This is a genomic window from Defluviimonas salinarum (assembly GCF_026013545.1).
GTDB classification, from domain to species: domain Bacteria; phylum Pseudomonadota; class Alphaproteobacteria; order Rhodobacterales; family Rhodobacteraceae; genus Albidovulum; species Albidovulum salinarum.
Genome location: NZ_JAPDOG010000076.1, coordinates 1 through 2,365, shown reverse-complemented (window position 1 = coordinate 2,365; position 2,365 = coordinate 1). Strand labels below are relative to the sequence as shown.

1 protein-coding gene and 1 pseudogene are annotated in these 2,365 nt (G+C 60.4%); both read right to left on the bottom strand.

The features are described from left to right. Positions 1-525 precede the first annotated feature (525 nt). Entirely contained in the window at positions 526-2,043 is a 1,518-nt protein-coding gene (locus OM960_RS25260; protein ID WP_264773919.1) for a pyridoxal phosphate-dependent decarboxylase family protein, read from the bottom strand. Between the two features lie 230 nt (positions 2,044-2,273). Continuing rightward, positions 2,274-2,365, bottom strand: a pseudogene (locus tag OM960_RS25255) (IS5/IS1182 family transposase); the annotation flags it as partial.

Below are 2,365 nucleotides of genomic sequence, written 5' to 3'. Positions count from 1 at the left end.
GCGACCACACAGTGCTCTGGGCTACCGTCCGCCGGCTCCTGAAACCATCGTCCCGATAGACCAAAGGCCGATCATGCACTAACACTCAAAACGGACCACTCAGGTGCGGCGGGGCATTCCGGCATGTCTACCTCTCAAGGGGGCCGTCAGTGCTCACGAAACCACGGGCTCTTTAATTCGTATTATTCGAAGTCCGAAAGCATGGGTCAACAGATGAGCGGTTACATCCGTGACGGCGCTTCAGCAATCCGACAATCCAGTATGACACACCAGATCCTGAAAGGCGGCCGCAACGAGCAGTAGATGTAACTCCTTCGTTTATCCGATGACGGCTTCGTCCGCTGTGTCGTCATTCGGTCGGTAGAAATGCCGCGTCGACCCTCCAAGGATTGCTTCCAGGAAGCTGCAACGCAGCGCCGATGATTCCGACGAGTGGCCGCTCTGGACCGGCTGCGCATGTCAGCTCGGACGAGGACATCGGCTCCCTATTTGGCACGGAGATCGGCCTGTAGGAATCCTGGACATTCATCGATTTACCGCAGATCGCGAGAGAGGGTCAGAGCCGGAGGCGATCTCCCGATGAGCCGTCAAAATTTCATCGGCGAGCATATCAATGGCCGCACGGTCCGTTGCGTAGTTGATTATCGACACCCGAATGATCCGTCGACCGCGCCAAACGCCATGGCTGGGGTAGACTTTCGCGTTTGCCTGCACACGCTCCAGAACCTTCGTCGTGGCGTCATCGTCCTGGCAGGCGATCGCCAGTTGGTTGGACACCACGTCATTCAGAATTTCGATACCCGGTTCGGCAGAGAGCAGCTCGGCCAGATAGACCGAAAGCGCACAGTGGCGGGCGATCATCGCACGCACTCCTGCTGCCCCCAGGTACTTCAGGATCGCATAGCTCGGTATTCCGCGGGCACGTCTGCTTAGTTCAAGCGTCGAGTCGCTCGGGTCCCAGCTTTCGCCGACCTCAGGCAGATAGGCGCCGCGGGCGGACATGGATTGTACCAGCGCTGCCCGCTCACGCACGATGCAGAGCCCGGAGTCGTAAGGCGCGTTTAGCCACTTGTGCAGATCGACGGCCCAACTGTCTGCGGCATCGACGCCGGCGAGACGACCGCGCAGCTCAGGCACTGCATGAAGCCAGAGTCCGAAAGCTCCGTCGACATGCACCCAACCTCCCCGCTCGTGAACCAATGGGATAGCCTCTTCGAATTGATCGAAAGCGCCGGTATTGATCTGCCCGGCTTGCAACACGACAAGCGGTGCGTGTTCACACCTGGCGAGCGCCTCCATCAAGCCATTGAGATGAACACGACCTTGATCGTCGGTCGCGAGCCGGACGACCCGATCAGTGCCAAGCCCCGCGTAGCGGAGCGCGGCAAGGGGGGCGGAATGGGCGTCTGCCCCAATCAACACGGGAAATGGAGGTGCCCCGAAAAGCCCGCTCTTGGCCACGTCCCAATCCAACCGCGCGAGCAGTGCATCGCGGGCCGTAATTATCGCCTGAGTATTCGCAACCGTCGCTCCGGTGACTATTCCGACCCCGCTCTCCCTGGGCAGGTCGAGCAGTTCGAGGCACCAGCGGCAGAGGGTTTGCTCGATCAGAGCCAGCGACGGGCATTCCCACGATGAAGCCGCGACCTGTCCCCACGCCGATACAAGAAAGTCCGCAGCGACACCGACTGGTACCGATCCTCCGCAGACATATCCGAAGAAGCGTGGTGACGCGCGGGCATGAAGGCCATCCGACGCCTCGGAAACAAGGCTTTCGATGACCGACAGGGCATCATCCCCAATCTCAGGGAGAGGAAGTTCAGCCAAGCCATTGAGCTCGAGGGGCCGTTTTTTCGGCTTTGCCGGAGCACCGGCAAGACCCGATCGATAGGCTATGGCATGGCGGGCGGACGCCTCCATGGCACGCCTGGCATCCTCGTCGAAACAAGAAAGCACCTGGTACTGGTCCGGAGAAAGCATGCGCTCGCGCGGGAGGGTCGAACCGCCCTCGTCGACACCCTCACGCAATTTCGGCGGTTTCATATCGAGTTGCCCACCCCATGTTGGGAGCGATCTAGCAAGTATGAGGCATTTGCACTTCAAGTCTATAGCTTGGCGGAACCTCTCGCGGTGCCTCTGCCCGTGCTGCCGTCACGCCGCCCCTGGGGTGCTGCACTTTGCAAGAATGTCCACTACGGCAGGCCGCGTCGCGACACGGACATCTTGGATAGACGGCGGCATTGGGCCGACCTAGGCTCCAGACTCATTGATCGTCAAAGCCAGAACAGGACGGTTGCGGCGAGTGCGACGGCGGAAAGGAAGGTCTTGGCGCATCTGTCGTAACGGGTTGCGACCCTGCGCCAGT